The following is a 214-nucleotide window of genomic DNA, read 5'->3' as shown; positions in this document are numbered from 1 at the left end:
ACCGGTGTCTGGCAAAGCTGCTTCATGCTGATGTTCGTGATCGTGGCCGCCGCCCTGGCCTGGATGCACTACGCCATCCGCTCGGCCGAGCGCGTGGAGTGGGCCGCCAACGAGGAACGCACCGACCTGCCGGAGCTGGCCTCGCCACAACTGTTCTACCCGCTGAACCGCAAGTCCGGACCTGCCACCGGCACCTCCGGCAAGCCCCCGCAAC

1 pseudogene is annotated in these 214 nt (G+C 67.8%); it reads left to right on the top strand.

The features are described 5' to 3' along the window. Positions 1–24: 24 nt before the first annotated feature. Positions 25–214, top strand: a pseudogene (locus tag CLH62_RS20920) (hypothetical protein); the annotation flags it as partial.

It is taken from the genome of Marinobacter guineae (assembly GCF_002744735.1).
Classification (GTDB): Bacteria; Pseudomonadota; Gammaproteobacteria; order Pseudomonadales; family Oleiphilaceae; genus Marinobacter; species Marinobacter guineae.
The sequence above is the reverse complement of the archived record's forward strand: the minus strand, read 5'-3'. Positions and strand labels throughout refer to the sequence as shown.